The organism is Comamonas sp. CMM03 (genome assembly GCF_019218715.1).
In the GTDB taxonomy this organism is placed as follows: domain Bacteria; phylum Pseudomonadota; class Gammaproteobacteria; order Burkholderiales; family Burkholderiaceae_C; genus Comamonas; species Comamonas terrigena.
Genome location: NZ_JAHUXB010000001.1, coordinates 250,645 through 267,264, shown reverse-complemented (window position 1 = coordinate 267,264; position 16,620 = coordinate 250,645). Strand labels below are relative to the sequence as shown.

At 65.4% G+C, this 16,620-nt stretch carries 9 protein-coding genes and 1 pseudogene; 5 read left to right on the top strand and 5 right to left on the bottom strand.

What is annotated here, in order from left to right:
• Window positions 1–115: 115 nt before the first annotated feature.
• Window positions 116–1,111 (bottom strand): tripartite tricarboxylate transporter substrate binding protein, encoded by a 996-nt coding sequence (locus KW830_RS01155; protein ID WP_083520250.1) that lies wholly within the window; start codon window positions 1,109–1,111, stop codon window positions 116–118.
• 264 nt (window positions 1,112–1,375) lie between these two features.
• Entirely contained in the window at window positions 1,376–3,037 is a 1,662-nt protein-coding gene (ettA, locus tag KW830_RS01150; protein WP_218331677.1) for an energy-dependent translational throttle protein EttA, read from the bottom strand.
• A 263-nt stretch (window positions 3,038–3,300) separates the two neighbouring features.
• Here ettA and KW830_RS01145 point away from each other — a divergent pair, with 263 nt between their 5' ends.
• Together KW830_RS01145 and KW830_RS01140 are read left to right on the top strand one after the other, a co-directional pair.
• Window positions 3,301–5,205: a DEAD/DEAH box helicase gene (locus KW830_RS01145; protein ID WP_218331675.1), complete on the top strand. Its 1,905-nt coding sequence runs from the start codon at window positions 3,301–3,303 to the stop codon at window positions 5,203–5,205.
• A gap of 166 nt (window positions 5,206–5,371) precedes the next feature.
• Window positions 5,372–7,117 carry a M14 family metallopeptidase gene (locus KW830_RS01140; protein WP_218331673.1) on the top strand — a complete coding sequence of 582 codons (1,746 nt, stop codon included), beginning with the start codon at window positions 5,372–5,374 and terminating at the stop codon, window positions 7,115–7,117.
• 245 nt (window positions 7,118–7,362) lie between these two features.
• Here the strand turns inward: KW830_RS01140 and KW830_RS01135 are convergent.
• Window positions 7,363–8,052, bottom strand: a pseudogene (locus tag KW830_RS01135) (bifunctional aspartate transaminase/aspartate 4-decarboxylase); the annotation flags it as partial.
• 345 nt (window positions 8,053–8,397) lie between these two features.
• Entirely contained in the window at window positions 8,398–8,967 is a 570-nt protein-coding gene (gene mntP / locus KW830_RS01130; RefSeq protein ID WP_066533478.1) for a manganese efflux pump MntP, read from the bottom strand.
• Between the two features lie 599 nt (window positions 8,968–9,566).
• On the opposite strand from mntP, the gene KW830_RS01125 reads away from it, so the two are divergent.
• On the top strand, window positions 9,567–9,725 hold the full coding sequence (locus KW830_RS01125; protein ID WP_172591785.1) for a hypothetical protein: 159 nt from the start codon (window positions 9,567–9,569) through the stop codon (window positions 9,723–9,725).
• Window positions 9,726–10,062: 337 nt separating this feature from the next.
• Here the strand turns inward: KW830_RS01125 and KW830_RS01120 are convergent, their stop codons facing one another.
• Complete coding sequence (locus KW830_RS01120; RefSeq protein WP_218331669.1) at window positions 10,063–10,623, bottom strand: cysteine hydrolase family protein; 561 nt, start codon at window positions 10,621–10,623, stop codon at window positions 10,063–10,065.
• A 598-nt stretch (window positions 10,624–11,221) separates the two neighbouring features.
• Here KW830_RS01120 and KW830_RS01115 point away from each other — a divergent pair.
• Both KW830_RS01115 and KW830_RS01110 read left to right on the top strand, forming a co-directional pair.
• Complete coding sequence (locus tag KW830_RS01115; RefSeq protein WP_066533480.1) at window positions 11,222–12,394, top strand: two-component system response regulator; 1,173 nt, start codon at window positions 11,222–11,224, stop codon at window positions 12,392–12,394.
• 112 nt (window positions 12,395–12,506) lie between these two features.
• Complete coding sequence (locus KW830_RS01110; protein WP_066533482.1) at window positions 12,507–16,613, top strand: response regulator; 4,107 nt, start codon at window positions 12,507–12,509, stop codon at window positions 16,611–16,613.
• Window positions 16,614–16,620 lie beyond the last annotated feature (7 nt).

Genomic DNA, 16,620 nt, shown 5'->3' with positions numbered 1-16,620 from the left:
AACCCTGTACCTCACAGCGGGCAGGGTGCAAGGCACACGCCGGCACCACGCATCCACCGCCTCCCCGGACAGACCGGGTGGGCTGTGGGGGTGGATTGGGGCTGGGAGGTGTGCCTCAGTCCACCTTGGCGCCCGAGGCCTTGACCACCGGCGCCCAGTTGCTGACTTCCGAGCGGATGAAGCTGCTGAACTGGGCCGGTGTGTTGTGTTCGGCCACGGCGCCCAGCTTGGCGTAGGCTTCCTTGACCTCGGGCTTGTCAAAGGCGGCGTTCATGGCCTTGTTCAGCTTGTCCACGATGTCCTTGGGCGTGCCCTTGGGGGCAATCAGGCCGAACCAGCTGCTCACATCGAACGGTGCCACGCCGCTTTCCTCCATGGTGGGCAGGTCCGGCGCCGAGGGCGAGCGGGTCTTGGTGGTCACCGCCAGCGCGCGCAGCTTGCCGCCCTGCACCTGGGGCCAGGAAGACGGCATGTTGTCGAACATGAACTGCACCTGGCCGCCCATCAGGTCGGTGAGCGCCGGCGCGCTGCCCTTGTAGGGTACGTGCTGGGTCTGCAGGCCGGTGCGCACCTTGAACAGCTCGCCCGCCATGTGGATGGAGGTGCCGCTGCCCGATGAGGCGTAGGACACCTTGTCGTTGTTGGCCTTGGCCCAGGCGATCAGCTCCTTCACATTCTTGGCCGGCACATTGGGCGTGACCACCAGCACATTGGGCACCTTGGCACCCAGGGCCACGGCCTCGAAGTCGCGGTTCAGGTCGAACTTCACATTGGGGTACAGGGTCTGGTTGATGGCGCTGGTCACGGCCACAAACAGCAGGGTGTAGCCATCGGCCGGGGCGGCGGCCACCAGGTCGGTGGCGATATTGCTGCCGCCGCCGGGCTTGTTGTCCACCATGAAGGTCTGGCCCAGGGCCTGTGTCAGCTCCTTGGCCATGATGCGCGCCACCACGTCGGTGGTGCCGCCGGCCGAAAAGCCCACCACCACGCGCACGGGCTTGTTCGGGTAGGCGGTCTGCGCGCCGGCGCCCAGCGCGCAGGTGGCCAGCAAGGCGGCTGCGGCGCGGGCAATGCCGCGGCGGGACAGGGGCAGTGAAGAAGAAACGGGCATGGGGAGAGTCTCCGGAAGATGCTAGGACGGTGCGGCGTGGCTGGGTGTTGCCCCCGCCTGAGGCCGCGGTACCCCGCGAATCTAGGCGGCCTGCGCCTTCTGCGGCACTGGGATTTGCCCCTGCGCCGGCAGCGCCCGGTCGCGCCAGCGACAGGGGGCGACCACGCCGCCCCTCGCGGCGTGTGCACGGGCTGCCGGCCATTGCTGCGTCCATCCCCCATGAAAAAAGGCTCCCGAAGGAGCCTTTTTGCTGCACCGCAAGAATTACTTGAGGGCCTTGAAGCGGAAGCGCTTGGGCTGTGCGCCCTCTTCGCCCAGGCGCTTCTTTTTGTCGGCTTCGTACTCCTGGTAGTTGCCGTCGAAGAACACCCATTGCGAATCGCCCTCGGCGGCCAGGATGTGGGTGGCGATACGGTCCAGGAACCAGCGATCGTGGGAGATCACCATCACGGTGCCCGCGTATTCCAGCAGCGCGTCTTCCAGGGCACGCAGGGTTTCCACGTCCAGGTCGTTCGACGGTTCGTCCAGCAGCAGCACGTTGCCGCCCTGGATCAGGGTCTTGGCGAGGTGCAGACGGCCGCGCTCACCACCGGAGAGGTTGCCGACCTTCTTTTGCTGGTCCTGGCCGTTGAAGTTGAAGCGGCCGGCGTAGGCGCGCGAGGCCATGGTGAACTTGCCGACGTTGATCATGTCCAGACCGCCGGAGATGTCTTCCCACACGGTCTTGTCGTTGGCCAGCGCATCGCGGTGCTGGTCAACGAAGGCCATCTTCACGGTCTGGCCGATGTCCACGGTGCCGGAATCGGGTTGTTCCTTGCCCGCGATCAGCTTGAACAGCGTCGACTTACCGGCGCCGTTGGGGCCGATGATGCCGACGATGGCGCCCGCAGGCACGTTCATGGACAGGTTATCGATCAGCAGACGGTCACCAAAGGCCTTGGAGACGTTGTTGAATTCGATGACCTTGGAGCCCAGACGCTCGGCCACAGGAATGAAGATTTCCTGGGTTTCGTTGCGCTGTTGGTATTCGTAATCGCTCAGTTCCTCGAAGCGGGCGATACGGGCCTTGGATTTGGCCTGGCGGCCCTTGGCGTTCTGGCGCACCCATTCCAGTTCCTTCTTCAAGGCCTTGGCGCGGGCTTCCTCACCCTTTTGTTCGGCTTCCAGGCGGTTGCCCTTCTGGATCAGCCAATCGGAGTAGTTGCCCTTGTAGGGGATGCCGTGGCCACGGTCGAGTTCCAGAATCCACTCGGCGGCGTTGTCCAGGAAGTAGCGATCGTGGGTGATGGCCACCACGGTGCCGCTGAAGCGGTGCAGGAAATGCTCCAGCCATTCCACGGATTCGGCATCCAAGTGGTTGGTGGGTTCGTCGAGCAGCAGCATGTCGGGCTTGGACAGCAGCAGCTGGCACAGGGCCACGCGGCGCTTTTCACCGCCGGAGAGCTGGCCGACCACGGCGTCCCATGCGGGCAGGCGCAGCGCGTCGGCGGCGATTTCCAGCTGGTGCTCGGAATCGGTGCCGGCGGCGGCGATGACGGCTTCCAGCTCGCCCTGCTCCTTGGCCAGGGCGTCGAAGTCGGCATCTTCCTCGGCATAGGCGGCATACACCTCTTCCAGGCGGGCCTTGGCGTTGTTCACCTCGGCCATGGCTTCTTCCACGGCCTGGCGCACGGTGTGCTCAGGGTTCAGCTGGGGTTCCTGGGGCAGGTAGCCGATCGACAGGCCGGCCATCGGGATGGCTTCGCCTTCGATTTCCTTGTCCACGCCAGCCATGATCTTGAGCAGCGAGGACTTGCCGGAGCCGTTCAGGCCCAGCACGCCGATCTTGGCGCCGGGGAAGAAGCTGAGGGAGATGTCCTTCAAGATCTGCCGCTTCGGCGGCACGGTCTTGGTGACATGGTTCATCGAAAAGACGTATTGGGCCATGGATGCTTACGAAAAAATTCTGGGTTTTGGTGAGAAATCTGGGCAACCGGAGGCTGCCGACCAACCATGATTATCGACGCATGCGACAATATGCATAGCCAAGAGCTCCAGTTGCCCTTGGCATCAGCATTTCAGCTGGGGACGACGGACGCTGCTCCAGGCTCCCATTCCTTGAAATCATCTGCCTAAGACTGGCCCGGCAACCAACGCAGGTTGCCCCGACAGGCTGATACCCAGCGCCCCGGACGGGCGTATCGACAAGAATGACATTTGAAGAACTGAACCTGGCACCCGCCATTGTCAAGGCCGTGCTCGAACAGGGTTACGAAAACCCGACACCTATCCAGGCACAAGCGATTCCCGCCGTGCTGACCGGCAAGGATCTGCTGGCTGGCGCCCAGACTGGCACCGGCAAGACGGCTGCCTTTTCGCTGCCCATGCTGCACCGCCTCACGCAAGGCGGCACCCAGGCCCCGGCCGGTGGCATCCGCGCTCTGGTGCTCTCGCCCACCCGCGAGCTGGCTGCCCAGATCAACGAAAACCTCATCAGCTACGCCAAGTACCTGGATGTGACCTCCACCGTCATCTTCGGCGGCGTGGGCATGAAGCCCCAGGTGGATCGCATCCGCAAGGGCGTGGACATTCTGGTGGCCACCCCCGGCCGTCTGCTGGATCTGCAGCAGCAAGGTCTGGTGGACCTGTCCCGGGTCGAAATCCTGGTGCTGGACGAAGCCGACCGCATGCTCGACATGGGCTTTATCCATGACGTGAAAAAGGTCTTGGCCCTGGTGCCCAAGGACAAGCAAAGCCTGCTGTTCTCCGCCACCTTCAGCGACGAGATCCGCGAGCTGGCCAACAGCCTGCTGAAGAACCCGCAGTCCATCCAGGTCACGCCAAGCAACACCACGGTGCAGCGCATCACCCAGGTGATCCACCCCGTGGGCCGCGGCAAGAAGAAGGAAGTGCTGCTGCACATCATCAAGGAGCACAACTGGAGCCAGGTGCTGGTGTTCACCCGCACCAAGTTCGGCGCCAACAATGTGGCCGATTACCTGACCAAGCACGGCATCAGCGCCATGGCGCTGCACGGCAACAAGAGCCAGAGCGCCCGTACCCAGGCACTGGCCGGCTTCAAGACCGGTGAGCTGCGCGCCCTGGTGGCCACCGACATCGCAGCCCGCGGCATCGACATCGACGAGCTGCCGCACGTCGTGAACTACGAAATCCCCAACGTCCCTGAAGACTACGTGCACCGCATCGGCCGTACCGGCCGCGCCGGCCGCGAAGGCCATGCCGTCAGCCTGGTGTGCATGGACGAAGAAGGCTTCATGATGGAGATCGAGCGCTTCACCAAGCAGGAGATCCCGGTGCAGGTGCTCGAAGGCTTTGGCCCCGAGGCCAACGAGCAGGCCGAACCCATCGCCATGGGCCGCCAGACCATCTGGGGCGGCGCCGGCAAGCCTCCCAGCCGCGACGTGATGCAGGCCGCCGCCAAAGCTGCACGCCAGGAAATGATGGATCGCATCCGCACCAACAAGGTGGCCCAGGGCGGCGACCGTGCCGCCGGCAAGGGCAAGGGCCCCCGTCCCGCCGCAGCAGGCGGCCAGGGTGCGGCAGCGTCGGAAGACGGTCAGCGCCGCCAGGGCCACAGCAGCGGCAGCAACCGCCGCGGCAACGACCAGGCCCGCGCACCACGTCCGGAGTTCGCCGGTGATGCCGACGCCCAGCAGCGCCGCAACGGCCAGGGCTTCAATCGCTCGCGCCAGCGCCCCTCGCGTGACAACCCGCGTGCCGATGCACCGCGCAGCGATTTCCCCCGCGATGAGCAGCCACGCGCGCCGCGCAGCCAGCCCCAGCGCCAGACCCGCGACGGCTACGAAGGCCCGAGCCGTTTTGACGACCAACCCCCTCGCGCCAATGCCCACCTGGGCACCCATGTGGGCGTGATCCGCAATGCCGCTCCCCGCAGCAATGGCGGCGCCGGCGGCAATGGCGGTCAGCCTGACCCGATGCGCACCAGCGTGGACAGCATGGCTGACCGCGGTCGCCGTGGCGGCTTCGGCGGTGGCAACCGCCGTGGCGGTAACGGTGGCAATGGCGGCGGCAACAGCGGCGGCTTTGGCGGTGGTGGCAACCGCCGTGGCGGTGGCGGCGGCTACAACCGCTGACCCCGCCCACCTGCAGGCCTGGCGCCTGCAGGTTTTCGAACTGCAGCAGCGCGCCCTGCGCTGACACACGGACTCCCCACGCTGCAGCTAGCATTGCCCCTGCGCCACCCGCACGCCCCTTGCGGCTGCGGAATGGCCTGACCGTGACCCGAGGTACCCGCACACCATGACCACGCCCTCCACTTTCGCCCCCTCCTCCCTTCAGGATCGTTCGGAAGCCCGTTCTGCCCCCTTGCGGTGGCTGAGCGTCCTGGGCGCCGCCACGGTGCTGGCCGGCTGTGCCAGTACCCCGCTGCCCGTGTGGCAACCCAGCCGCCCCGCTCCGGCCCCGGCGCGGACACCCGCGCCCGAGGCCGCCAGCGGCGCGCCCTCCTCCATTCTGTCGACGGCGCAAACCACGCCGATCGCCCCCACCCCCACGCTGGAAGCCCTGCCTTACGCCGGAGAAGTGGCGCTGCGCTTTCCCGATCCCGCCGTGCGCTATCAGACGCCCGGCCTGGAAAACGGCCGCCGCAGCTTCACCACCAATGAAGAGCTGAGCACGCTGCTGCAGACCCTGTCGACCAAGACACTGGGCCAGCCCGTGCGCCTGGGCCTGATCACCATCGGCACCAGCCAGCAAGGCCGCCCCATCCATGCGCTGGTGGCCGCCAAGGCCAATGCCATCAACCCCGAAGCCCTGGACGAAACCCGCCGCCCCACGGTGCTGATCGTGGCCGGCCAGCAAGGCACGGACTTCGCCCCCACCGAGGCACTGCTGGCCATGAGCCAGGAGCTGGACGCCGGTGGCCGGCTGCACCCCCTGCTGGCCCAGGTCAATGTGGTGCTGGTGCCCCGCGCCAACCCCGATGGCTTTGAGACCGGCAGCGCCGCCACTGCCGACGGCACCTTGCTGACACAGGACCACCTGCTGCTGCAGACCCCCGAAGCCCGCGCACTGGCCAAGCTGGTGCGGGACTACCGCCCCACCGTGGTGGTGAATGCCGAGGAATTTGCCGCCATCCACCCCACGCTGGAGCAGTTCGACGCCCTGCGCGCCGACGATGCCGGCCTGCAATACGGCCTGAGCCCCAATGTGCACGAGTTCGTTGCCAAGGCCGAACGCGAGTGGCTGCACCGCCCCATCACCGACAGCCTGACCCAGGCCGGCCAGCGCGTGGACTGGGCCTATACGGCCAGCCCCACCGACAAGGTGCTGAGCACGGGCAGCCCGGCCCCCACCAGCCTGTTCAACATGGCGGCACTGAAGAACCTGCCCAGCCTGACGGTGCAAAGCCGCGGCGCCGACCTGCAGCGCCTGCACATCCAGCGCCGGGTCCACACCCAGGTGACGGCGTTGACCGCCGCACTGCACGACACCATTGCGCGTGCCGACGATCTGGCCAAGGTGCAGTCCTTCGTGACCCGCGATGTGGCCTCCCAGGCCTGCAAGGGCCAGCTCACCGTGGCCGCGCAGGCACAGCAGACCCAGCGCGATGTGGTCATGCTGGACCCGCTGACCGGCGCCGACAAGACGGTGCGCGCCGTCTGGCGTTCCAGCCAGGAACTGCGCCCCACCCTGCAACGTCCCCGCCCCTGCGGCTACTGGCTGTCGCCGCAAAGCGACCGCGCGGTGGAGCGCCTGCGCCTGCTGGGCGTGCAGGTGCAGCGCGTGGCCGAACAGGCCCCGGTGCTCAGCGACGGCTATGCCGCGGCCCCAGGCGCCGATGCCAAGATCAGCGTGGTGCGCAATGCCATCGACGCCGTGCCCGGCAGCTACTTCATCAGCATGAACCAGCCCCTGGCCAATGTGGCCGCTGCCGCGCTGGAGCCCGATACGCCCTACAGCTATGTGAAGCAGGGCATCATCCCCACGCTGGGCGATCTGGCCCGCGTGATGGCGCCCACCACCCTGGTGTTTGAAGAGGACTGAAGCGGATGGAGTCGCACCGATGCACCGGCGCTGCGGCACGGCGCATCGGCAGCCCCTGGCAATTCCGCCCCAGCAAAAAGCCCCGGCGCTCAGGCTACGGGGCTTTTTTTATCGCTGGAGGGGCTGCGGGGCGACCGGCCTATACCGATCCACCCCGATCTATACCACCTCATTCAGCCTGACAGCCTGACAGCCGACCTTCCGGGCAGCCACGCATGGTGGTGCGCAGCAGGCCCGGGTCGGCATCATTTTTTCTTCTTCCAGGCGGCGTAGTACTCGTCGGCCATGCTGCGCAGGGCACGGCCGATGCGCGCATATTCGAACTCGTTGAGGTTGGCCAGCGAGGCACGGCCCGACGGGTGCGGGGTACCGAAGCCCCGACCCGGCAGCAGCACGATGCCGGTTTCGTCGGCAATGCGGAACAGCAGTTCGTTGGCAGCGAAGCTGGCCTTCACCCAGGCCGCAAACTCGGCGCCGTAAAGCTGCTCCGAGATTTTTTCCAGATCGAGCAGGGTGTAGTAGTCCACCGAGTTCTCGTCGTCCGGGATGTCGATGCCCAGCTCGGCATACATCGCGGCCTGCCGCCGGCGGATGACCCCCTTGAGCGCCGCCTTGTAGTGGTTGCTCTCGTCCATCAGGGCGAACAGCGAGAACAGCACCATCTGCACCTGCTGGGGCGTGGACAGGCCGGCCGTGTGGTTGAGTGCCACGGTGCGGCTGTCGGCCACCAGACGGTCGATGAACTTCAAGCCGGGGACATCGGTGGTGATGGACGCATACCGGTGCTCCAGCGAGGTCTTGTCTGCCGCAGACAGGGCCGCCAGCTTCTGGTCGATCACATTGTTCTGGTGCAGGGCAATGGTGCCCAGCCGCCAGCCCGTGGCGCCGAAGTACCTGGAGAAGGAATACACCAGGATGGTGTTCATCGGGCACACCTCCACAGTGCGGTGCATGCGCGTTCTGCCACGCCACCAAAATCACGCGAACCGACCACCTGCAATATGGGTCTGCTATAAAAAAACAAACCTCTATGCGAGAAAGCAAACCACGCAGCGTTGGCACTGAAAGCATTTCCTCCATAGAAAAACCCGCCGACAGCGGGATTTTTTGTAGGCGCATACCAATATCTCTTCAGCCCATTTGCGGCCCATCCTGCACATGCCCATCAAAAGCTGGATGGCGGCCGGGCACAGTCAAAAAATGGGACACATTCACACCTCCACGGAATCAGCGCCGCAGTGGATGGCTGTGCAGCGCTTGCCGTGGATATGGCTTCGCTCTCAGACGGCGGACAGGTGCTCGTACAGAATCAGCGAACCAATGGCGATCAGCACCAGGCCGCCCACCGCTTCTGCCCACCGGCCCGTGACATGGCCCAGCAGGCGCCCGACCATGACGCCCAGCGTCACCATGGCGAAGGTGGCAAAGCCGATGCTCAGCGCCACCACCGTGATGTTCACATCCAGGAACGCCAGACCCACCCCCACCGCCATGGCATCGATGCTGGTGGCAAAACCGGTGGCCACCAGCAGCCAGAACCCGTGCCGTGCCGGCTTGCTGATCTCCGGCGCATCCGTATGCTGGAACGCGCCCCGCACCATGCGCAGGCCCAGCACCAGCAGCAGGACAAAGGCAATCCAGTGGTCCCAGGATTCGACATAGTCGGCGGCGGCATAGCCCAGCGCCCAGCCGACCAGGGGGGTGATGGCCTCGATGACGCCAAAGATCAGACCGGTGCGCACCGCCTCTGACCAACGGGGTTTCATAAGGGCGGATCCTTTGCCAATGGCAGCAGCAAAGGCGTCGGTGGACATGGCGAGCGCCAACAGGGTGATGGAAGCAGCGTTCATCTGGGGTTCTGGGAATACGGTCGGGCCTGAGCACAACGGCATGCCACCACTGCCCGACCTGCGTCGCAGTGACATGCCGATGGTCTCGCCAACCGAAGAACGGATGCCTGCGCCACAGCATGAAGATGCCGAGTGTGTTGACGCAGACGCTTCCAGGGCGGAAGCAGGCTACTCCCCAAGGGAACCGAAAGTTTAAGCGCGCTGCGCCCATCTTTGGGAGGTAGCGCCAAAAGCCCTATTTCACGTTCGAAATGGATCGCATTGCACCTGCGAAAGCCGGTGCGAACGGTGAATGGCACGTGCAACTCTGCAGCACCTTTGCGACCCCAGCGCTGCGAAAGCTGCTGCCCGCCATGGCAGAAGCGCTGCATGGATACAGACCAGCCTCCCACCGGGCCCCGGCGCATTGCCCCGGCGCATTGCCCCAGCCCTGCCAGGCATGCCACCAGACACCGGCTTTGCATTCCGCAGCCACCCTGTAGGTGGGCGCTGCTGCGTGAGCAACCGCTGACCGACGCTGTCTTTACACAATTCTGTTTCAGTTTGATACAAACTAGCCGATAAACGGTAGACAGCAGATCACGTTCAAGGAGTCATCAATGAGGCGGTGCATTATCAAAGTCGAAGGGGCGTACTACACCGCCCTGTTCCCCAGCACCTGCGCGGCCCTTGAAGATGCCATGCGGCGCTTTCCCAGGGCATCTGCCATCAGCGTGCGGACCGTGCAGCGCCTGTACCGCTGCATGGCGGTGCACTGATTCCAGTCCAGGACCTACCGTTCACAGGCTTTACCTTTTTGCCGGGCCTGGGAGCGTCTCCTCCCTCCCTCTCTTCAGTTCCCACGCACGCCGCAAGGCACCGGCTTTTTTCTTCGGCATCAGCTGCCAGATGGGGGCAGCCACCAACCACAGGGAGCACGACACGCGATCGCACCCGACGGTCGCCGCGCGCATGGAAGCGATGCACCTGCGCCATCGCATGAGAACAGATACCCTGTTGAGCTAAACGCACGCCACACACCGCACCGGCATTCGGATACCGGCCCTGCGGCTCCTGGCGCAGAGCCGCAGGGCCGGAGGTGGCGTGGTTCGGGCCTCAGCGTGCCGGCACGGCAGTGCGCGCGGCCTGGGCTGGCACCGGGAAACTCCAGGCATCTGCAGGCACGACCGAGCAGAACGCGCCAGCCAACGTCGCGTTGTGGTGTGCCACGATCTGCTCGGCACGCAGCTGAGGGGTGTCCGCGCAGGTATGGCCATCGGCAATGAGCACGGCCTCCAGGCCCATATCGCGCGCAGCCCGGCAACTGGTGTCCACGCAATACTGGGTTTTCATGCCGGTGATGACCACGCCGCTCACGCCGCCAGCGCGGAATTTGTCCAGCAGCCCGGTCCCTGCAAAAGCGCTGGGACGGTGCTTTTCAAACACCACTTCACTGCCATCCAGCTGCAGCTCCGGCGCCAGTTCGGCCAATGGGCTGCCGGGGCCGATGGGCGTGCCCACGGGACCGATGTGGCGTGCCAGAAAAATGGGGGCTCCGGCGCGCCGGGCCTGGGCCATCAGCGTGTTGATGGTCTCCAGCATCTCGGTGCAGCGCCACATGGATTCGGGACCGTGGACCAGCCCGACTTGGACATCGAGGACTAACAGGGCAAACATGTATGCATTTCCTTGCGTGGTGCCAGCGGCGCAAGGGCATAAAAAAAGCCCTGTCCATTGCTGGCGGGCCTGGGAAGTGGATCGACTGATCGCTCACGGCACTTCACACGGTCCGCAATTAGCGGTCGTGGAGGTAGTGGTGGTGAGTGTGCAGCGAACCATGGAGCCCCACTGTAGCAAGTTTTTGCACTGCAGCATCTACAGCGACGCTGCCATGGCCGCTGTCGCAGTTGTGGCAGCTCACACAAGCCCCCCGCCGCCCCCAGCGCAGGCCACTCGCCAGCCACCACAGCAGGCCTTCCCTGCTGGCTGGCCTGAGCACGGGCCTGCCCTGCACGGCGCCAGCCCCCAGGGACACCGGAAGCCGGGCGCTGCCGATCGCCGGAGGCATGAGCGCCTTCCCGGGTGCCGGCAAGGCTGACAGCTGCTGGCAGGCGGCTGATGGCAGGCGGGCGCACTGCGAACCGTGCGGGCGAACGAGCACAACGATGTTCCTGCGCAACCTGAATGGGAGCCTGTCGGGAAAGTCTTGCCAAGGTGTAGGCAATGGTGGACATTCTGAAAAGAGAGTCTCGACACCCGTGACCAGGGAGATCTTATGCTTGCAGGAACCACAGAGAAGCCGCTTCGTCCGCAGATTCTGGCGGTGGACGATTCACCGGACAACCTGTGGCTTCTGTCTGGCCTGCTCAAAGCCAAATACCAGTTGAAGCTTGCCAGCTCCGGCGAGAAGGCCCTGGAGATCATTGCCCAGGACACACTTCCCGACCTGGTGCTGCTGGACGTGATGATGTCCGGGATGTCGGGCTACGAGGTCTGCCGCAGGCTCAAGGAGTCGCCCAGAACCCGGCACATCCCCATCATCTTTCTGACGGCCATGACCGGCACGGCCGATGAAACCACCGGGCTGGAGGTGGGCGCGGCCGACTTCATCAGCAAGCCCATCAATCCCCCCATTCTGCTGGCACGCGTGGCATCGCAGCTGCAGGCCAAGATCGGGGCGGACATCCTGCGAAACCAGAACGAGTTTCTCGACTTCGAGGTGCACAGGCGCACCCGTGAGCTGGCAGCCATCCAGGATGTCACCATCCTGGCAATGGCCTCGCTGGCCGAAACCCGTGACAATGAAACCGGCAACCACATCCGCCGGACCCAGCACTATGTGAAGGTGCTGGCCACGGCGCTGAAAGACCACCCGCGCTTCCGCCTGCACCTGGACGGCAATGTGATCGACATGCTGTTCAAGTCCGCGCCCTTGCATGACATTGGCAAGATCGGCATTCCCGACCGGATCCTGCTGAAGCCGGGCCGCTTCGAGCCGCAGGAGTTCGAGGTCATGAAGACCCACACCACCTTAGGCCGGGATTCGATACAGCATGCCGAGGACCAGCTGGGCATGGCGGTGGACTTCCTGAAATACGCCAAGGAAATAGCCTACGGCCACCACGAGAAGTGGGACGGCAGCGGCTACCCGCAAGGCCTCGTCGGCGATGCCATTCCCGTCTCGGCCCGGATCATGGCGGTGGCGGACGTCTACGACGCACTGATCAGCCGCCGTGTGTACAAGGAAGGCATGCCGCACGGAAAGGCGGTGGACATCATGCGCGAAGGGCGCGGCACGCATTTCGACCCGGATGTGTTCGACGCCTTCCTGGGCGTGCTGGACCGGTTTCAGGAGATTTCGCGGACCTATGCCGACAGCCATGCCGACATGCTGGAAAAGCAACGCAGCGTGGAGCTTGCCAAAGGCGACATCGGCTCCATTGCCTAGCCTGCGGGCGCCTTTACCTCGTTGCCCCATCATTGCCCCCTTGCCCGGCCCCTGCGGGCAGCCCCCCCGATAGCGGCCCCCTGCACTGCTCTTGAGAAGAGGCGCTTACTCCATGACTGGTCTGGTTCAGCACTACCACCGCTCTTCGTTGACGGCCAAGCTGGCCACCGCTTTTGCGGTGGTGCTCCTGATGGCGTCCCTGATCAGCATGCTCGGGCTGTACACGGTGGGAAAGGTGAGCCACCAGATCGAGGACATGTACGAGAACGAGCTGCAAGGCATCTCCGATGCGCGGGCCGTGCAGTTCTTCTATGCCGACATGGAGCGTTCCCTGCGCGATGCGCTGCTGACCAACGATGAAGCGGACCATGCCAATGCCATGCGGCAGCTGGACAAGGCGCATGCGGACATCAGCCGTGAAGTGGCGGAGCTGCGCAAACGCATCGTCCAGGAGGACAACCGGCGCAGGCTGGCGGCATTCGACCAGAACTATGCCGCGTACCGCCTGGCCCTGGAGCACATGCTGGAGCTGGCCCGCCAGGGCCGCCTGAACGAGGCCCGGCTGCGCATTTCCAGCCGGGAATTCAGGACGATGGGCGACACCGTGGGCCAGGCCATGGAGGCCATTGCCACCTCCAAGGAGCAGAGTGCCCGCGCCACCCTCAAGGCGGTGCAGGTGCTGGCCGATGAAACCCGGCTGCGCGGCATGGTGCTGCTGGCACTGGGCGGCTTGTCCAGCGTGCTTCTGGCCTGGCTCATCGTCCGCTCCATCCGCGTTTCTGCGGCGGAGCTGCGCACGGCCGTGGAACGTATCGCCGCAGGCGACCTGGAGCAGCAGGTGCCCCACACCGCCTACCAGAACGACGTGGGCGCCCTGGCGCGCGCCGTGACAGTGCTGCAGGGTTTTGCGCGCGAGCTGGAAGTACAGCGGTGGGTGAAGGCGCACACCGCCTCGATTTCGGCGGAGCTGCAGGCCACCCGCACCTTTGCCGAACTGGCGCAGCGCTTCTTCACCTTGACTGCGCCCTTGCTGGGCGTAGGGCATGGGGTGCTGTATCTGCACGAAAAGGCGCAGCGCCGGTTGCGCCTGCTGGGGGGCTTTGCGCAGTGCGCGGGCCAGTCCCAGGAGCCGTACATTCCGCTGGGCCAAGGGCTGGTGGGGCAATGCGCCGTGGAGCGCAGCCCCATTGTGCTGACCAATCCCCCGGCAGACTATGTGCGCGTGGGCTCTGCACTGGGGGAGGCGGCGCCGCGCTCCATCAACGTGCTGCCCGTCATGCGGGGGGATGAACTGCTGGGCGTTCTGGAGATCGCCAGCCTGGAGCCCAGCGCCCCCGGCCGCCAGGCGCTGCTGGATGCCCTGATGCCGTCGCTTGCGGCCAATCTGGAGATCATGGAGCGCAATCTGGCCACCCACCAGTTGCTGCAGGAAACCCAGGCCCAGGCCCGGACGCTGGAGCGGCAGGCCGACGAGCTGGCACGGCAGAAGGACGCGATCAAGGCCACCGAGACCTGGTACCACAGCATCATCGAATCCTCGCCCGACGGCATGCTGGTCCTGGATCCGGAAGGCTGCATCTCTTTGGCCAACCCCCTGGTGGGAACGATGTTCGGTTATGGGGAGGAAGAGCTGATCGGCATGCCCATTGCAACGCTGATCCCCTTCTATGCGCGGGATGGGTATGCCGCACAGCGGGATAGCTTTGCCCAGGAAGGCGGCTCCCACCTGATGGGCGCTGACGGTATCCGTGTGTACGGCCTGCGCAAGGATGGGACGGAAATCCCCATCGAGCTAGGGATCTCCCGCCTGCCCGATGTGGGCGGCCGGGGCGAATGCGTGTGCGCCTCGGTGCGCGATGTGACGCAGCGCCACCGCGCCGAGGACGAGGTGCGCCGCGCCCGCGAACTGGCCGAGGAAGCCACCCGCGCCAAAAGCGAGTTCCTGGCCAATATGAGCCATGAGATCCGCACGCCCATGAATGCCATCATCGGCATGTCGCACCTGACCTTGCAGACCACGCTGAACGCCAAGCAGCGCAATTACATCGAGAAGGTCAACCACTCGGCGGAAAACCTGCTGGGCATCATCAACGACATCCTGGATTTCTCCAAGATCGAGGCCGGCAAGCTGTCCATGGAGAAGGTCGACTTCAAGCTGGCGGACGTGCTGGACCATGTGGCCGACCTCATCGGCATCAAGGCCGAGGATCAGGGTCTGGAGCTGCTGTTCAATACGGCGTCCGGCTTGCCCGCCACCCTGGTGGGCGACCCGCTGCGGCTGGGGCAGGTGCTGGTCAATCTGTGCAGCAATGCGGTCAAATTTTCTGAGCGCGGCGAAGTCATCCTGGGAACGGAAATGGTGGCCCAGACGCCCGACGAAGTGGAGCTGCACTTCTGGGTGCAGGACTCGGGCATCGGCATGACGCAAGAGCAGTGCACACGGCTGTTCCAGTCCTTCAGCCAGGCCGACAGCTCCACCACCCGCCGCTATGGCGGGACCGGTCTGGGGCTGGCGATCTCGCGCACCCTGGTGGAGCTCATGCAGGGCCGCATCTGGGTGGAGAGTGCGCTGGGGCATGGCTCCACCTTCCACTTCCACGCCCGTTTCGGCCTGCAGCCCGACCCCACACCCCAGCGAATGTTCGACTCGCAGGAGCTGCTGGGACTGCGCATCCTCGTGGTGGACGACAACGCTGCCGCGCGCGAGATCCTCTCGACCATGGCCCGGAACTTCGGCCTGGAGGTGGATGTGGCCCGGGACGGCGATGAATGCCTGTCCCTGGTCCGGCAGGCCAACGAGCGGCAGCTTGCCTACGACCTGGTGCTGATGGATTGGCGCATGCCCCGGATGGACGGCGCCGAAGCCGTGGCGCGGATGCAGTCCTCCCACGGAGGGGACGCACCGGCCGTCATCATGGTCACGGCCTTCGGGCGTGAAGAGGCCATGACGGCCCTGCAGACCCGGGGAGCACATGTCAATGCTGTGCTCACCAAGCCCGTCACACCATCCACCCTGCTGGAAGCCGTGGGAGAGGCGCTGGGCAAGGGCCAGCTGGTGCAGTCCCGTGCCGCAACCAGGGAACAGGGGCAGAAAGAGCATTTGCAGCAGTTGCAAGGGACACGGGTGCTGCTGGTGGAGGACAACGAGCTGAACCAGGAACTAGCGCAGGAGCTGCTGCGCAATGCAGGCATCGACGTGGTGGTGGCCTGCAATGGCCAGGAGGCCTTGGACTGCCTGGCACAGGATCCACGCTTCGATGCGGTGCTGATGGACTGCCAGATGCCCGTGATGGACGGCTTTGTCGCCACACAGAAGATCCGCGCCCAGCCACGGTTGGATGCCCTGCCCATCATTGCCATGACGGCCAACGCCATGGCGGGGGACCGGGAAAAGGTGATCGAGGCCGGCATGGTGGACCACATCCCCAAGCCCCTGCGGGTGGGCGAGATGTTTGCCTGCCTGGCCCGCTGGATCGGCCGCCCGCTTACCGGCCCGGAGGCTGGTGCAGGCCCGCCACCGGGGACCCCAGGCGGGGCGCCCCCTCCGCCCCTGGCTGGAGCGCCGTCATTGCCGGCTGTGCCGAAACGCTCGGAACTGTCGGAGCTGCCCAAACTTCCCGGGGTGGATCTGGCAGCAGGTCTGCACATCGTGCAGCAGGACGCCCGCCTCTACCGCCGCCTGCTGGGCCTCTACGCCCATGAGCAGGCAGGTTTTGCGGCCGCCTTCACGGCAGCCGTGCAGGCAGGCGATGCCCCGCTGGCGACGCGCCTGGCCCATACGCTCAAAGGGGCGTCTGGAACCATTGGCGCCCAGGCCCTGGCCACTGCGGCTGCGGGGCTAGAAGCGGCATGCCAGACCACTCCTTCCAGGACCGGTGTGCTGCCTCTGCTGGGCCAGGTGGAGGCGCTGCTGCAGCCCCTGATTGCGGCCCTGGAGCAGTTGCCACGCCCGCAGGGTATTGCACAGGCAACGGTGTCCGCCGTGCAGCCCCCGCATACACGCTCCGCCGCCACGGCGACGATGCTGCAGGGCTTGCGTCAACTTCTGCAGGACAGCGATGCCGAAGCCGTCGACCTGCTGCAGGCGCTGACGCAGCGCCTGGCCGCGGAAGCCGATCCGCTGGCGGCGCAACTGACCCCGGTGGCGCGCGCGATCGACCGGATCGACTTCACGGCGGCCCTGGCAGCCCTGGACCAGGCCCAGGCCCAAACCTTGTAGGCGCACA

What these genes read in the sequence shown, in the direction of transcription:
- KW830_RS01120 (WP_218331669.1), bottom strand. Translation starts at nt 10,623, where the DNA reads ATGTTTGCCCTGTTAGTCCTCGATGTCCAAGTCGGGCTGGTCCACGGT.
- KW830_RS01140 (WP_218331673.1), top strand. Translation starts at nt 5,372, where the DNA reads ATGACCACGCCCTCCACTTTCGCCCCCTCCTCCCTTCAGGATCGTTCG.
- KW830_RS01155 (WP_083520250.1), bottom strand. Translation starts at nt 1,111, where the DNA reads ATGCCCGTTTCTTCTTCACTGCCCCTGTCCCGCCGCGGCATTGCCCGC.
- KW830_RS01145 (WP_218331675.1), top strand. Translation starts at nt 3,301, where the DNA reads ATGACATTTGAAGAACTGAACCTGGCACCCGCCATTGTCAAGGCCGTG.
- KW830_RS01115 (WP_066533480.1), top strand. Translation starts at nt 11,222, where the DNA reads ATGCTTGCAGGAACCACAGAGAAGCCGCTTCGTCCGCAGATTCTGGCG.
- KW830_RS01125 (WP_172591785.1), top strand. Translation starts at nt 9,567, where the DNA reads ATGAGGCGGTGCATTATCAAAGTCGAAGGGGCGTACTACACCGCCCTG.
- KW830_RS01110 (WP_066533482.1), top strand. Translation starts at nt 12,507, where the DNA reads ATGACTGGTCTGGTTCAGCACTACCACCGCTCTTCGTTGACGGCCAAG.
- mntP (WP_066533478.1), bottom strand. Translation starts at nt 8,967, where the DNA reads ATGAACGCTGCTTCCATCACCCTGTTGGCGCTCGCCATGTCCACCGAC.
- ettA (WP_218331677.1), bottom strand. Translation starts at nt 3,037, where the DNA reads ATGGCCCAATACGTCTTTTCGATGAACCATGTCACCAAGACCGTGCCG.